2 protein-coding genes are annotated in these 2,475 nt (G+C 60.2%); one reads left to right on the plus strand and one right to left on the minus strand.

Features of this window, described 5'->3' with window-relative positions; genetic code table 11:
* On the plus strand, positions 1-553 hold a 553-nt coding region (locus NW820_RS10090; RefSeq protein ID WP_414407413.1), incomplete at its 5' end, for a heavy metal-responsive transcriptional regulator.
* Here NW820_RS10090 and glmS read toward each other — a convergent pair.
* Positions 514-2,361, minus strand: a complete 1,848-nt coding sequence (gene glmS / locus NW820_RS10095) for a glutamine--fructose-6-phosphate transaminase (isomerizing) (RefSeq protein ID WP_414351842.1) — start codon at positions 2,359-2,361, stop codon at positions 514-516. The genes NW820_RS10090 and glmS overlap by 40 nt on opposite strands.
* Positions 2,362-2,475 lie beyond the last annotated feature (114 nt).

Raw genomic sequence — 2,475 nt, forward strand, 5'->3', positions numbered from 1 at the left:
GGGAGTATGTCACGCTGAAGAAATCTACAGGGATCCAGTTGGGGACATGTCGAATCCTGCTGCTGTCCAGGACTTGTCTGCCAGCCTGAAGATCGGCCAGGTGGCTCTAGCAGCCGGCTTGCCTGTACGCACGGTGCGCTACTACGAATCGATAGGCCTGCTGAAGCCAACGGTGGAACGGGCGGAGTCCAGCTATCGGCTGTTCGACCCTTCGGTTTTGGTTCGCCTGGCTTTTATCCGCCGCTGCCAGAGCCTGGGCCTGAGCTTAGAAGAAATCCGCCAAATCCTGGATGTCCACGACCGAGGGGAGCAGCCTTGTCCAGAAATTCGCCAGCATCTGCAAGGCAAGCTGCAGGAGATTGAACAGCGAATTGCCGATCTGCAAGCGCTGAAAAGCCAAATTCAAGGTCTCCTCTCCGATTGGCAGATCCCCCCTGCGGCTGCTGATGAAAAAGAGGTGATCTGCCCGATTTTGCAAAAACCAGAGGCCAGGGGCGGCAAGGGCAACAGCCGTTACTCCACCGTTACCGACTTGGCCAAGTTGCGCGGCTGATCCACATCGGCTCCGCGGCGCAAAGCCATGGCATAGGCGAACAACTGCAGGGGGATCACGTTCAGAACCGCCGACAACAGGGGTGTCGTGCTGGGCACCTCGATGATGTGGTCGGCTTTCTCCCGCACCTGGGTGTCTTCGGGGTTGATGAGGGCGATCACCCGTCCCCCCCGCGCCCGCACCTGTTCGATGTTGGAGAGCATTTTTTCGTAGACGGGATCCCGGGTGGCAATGCACACCACCGGCACCCGCTCGTCGATGAGGGCGATAGGGCCATGCTTCATCTCCCCTGCCGGGTAGCCTTCGGCGTGGATATAGCTCACCTCTTTCATCTTCAAAGCTCCTTCCAGGGCAATCGGGGCGTTAACCCAGCGGCCCAGATAGAGCATGTTGGCAACATGATGGTACTGCTCCGCCAGTTGGTCGTAGAGGGCGGCGTCCTTCAGCATCAGGCTGATCTTGCCCGGCAGCTCAATCAAGGCTTGCAGGTGGGCTTGGATCTGGGCCGGGCTGAGGATCCCTTTGGCTTGGGCCAGTTGCAGGGCCAGCAAGTACCCTGCCACCAACATGCCGGTAAACACTTTGGTGGAAGCCACGGCAATCTCCGGACCGGCATGGATGTAGAGAACCCCGGCATCCGCCAGACGGCTGGCCTGGGATCCGATGGCGTTGACAATCGCCAGAGTCGGGATCCCTTGGGTGCGGGCCTCGCTCATGGCTGCCAGCGTATCGACGGTTTCTCCCGACTGGGTTAAGGCCAGCAACAGGTGGTTGGGGCGCAACACCGGCTGGCGGTAGCGAAACTCAGAGGCATAGTCCACCTCTACAGGGGTACGGGCCAAGCTCTCGATGAAGTACTTGAGCACCCAGCAGGCGTGCCAGGCAGTACCACAGGCTACGGCGTGGATGTGCTCAATGTGGGCCAGTTGTGCTTCAGAAAGCGTTAGCCCCTCCAGTGTCACCCGGCCCTGTTCCAGATCCACCCGCCCCCGTAGCGTATCGGTGGTGGTGCGGGGCTGCTCAAAGATCTCCTTTTGCATGAAGTGCTTGTAGCCTCCCTTGGCGGCTGAGACGGGATCCCAGGCCACGGTGATGCTGGATTTGCGCAGCTCCTCGCCGGTAATGCGCAGGTAGCGCACTTGAGACTCCGTGAGAACCGCCATTTCCCCATCTTCTAAGAACACCACCTTGCGGGTATGGCGGACAATGGCAGGCAGATCGGAGGCGACGAAGTTTTCCCCTTCTCCCTCTCCCACCACCACGGCTCCGGCATTGCCCAAACGGGCTGCGATCAGCCGATCCGGCGCCTCCCGATCCAGAGCCACTACGGCGTTTCCCCCCCGCAGTTGCCCCATGACCTGGCCAAAGGCCGCCTCAAAGGAGCCCAGCTCTTCTGTATAGAGGCCGAGCAGTTGGGCGATCACTTCCGTATCGGTTTGGGAGCGGAATGGGATCCCCCGCTCCAAGAGGCGCTCCTTCAGCTCCAGGTAGTTTTCCACAATGCCGTTTTGGATCACCACAATGCGCCCGCGCTCGTCGCAGTGGGGGTGAGCATTTTCTTCGGTCACGCCGCCGTGGGTGGCCCAGCGGGTATGTCCGATCCCTACCTTGGCGGTGGGCATGTTGGCCGTCAGCTTCACCAGCAGGTTGTGCAGCTTGCCGGTAGCGCGGACAACTCTCAATCCTTCTTCGGGATCCACTGTGGCAATGCCGGCAGAATCATAGCCCCGATACTCCAAGGTGCGCAGGCCCTCCAACAGGATGGGGGCAGCCCACTGAAAACCCACGTAGCCGACAATGCCACACATTCCTCACACCTCAACCTCAGTCGCACCAGCGTTGCGTAGCAATACAGGCAACACCTTATCCGCAAAGCCTACCCCAGGTTGGGGATCCCTTCAACGGCTTTGGCCGCCGTTGTT

Origin of the sequence: Synechococcus sp. R55.7, assembly GCF_047461955.1 — a bacterium.
Classification (GTDB): Bacteria; Cyanobacteriota; Cyanobacteriia; order Thermostichales; family Thermostichaceae; genus Thermostichus.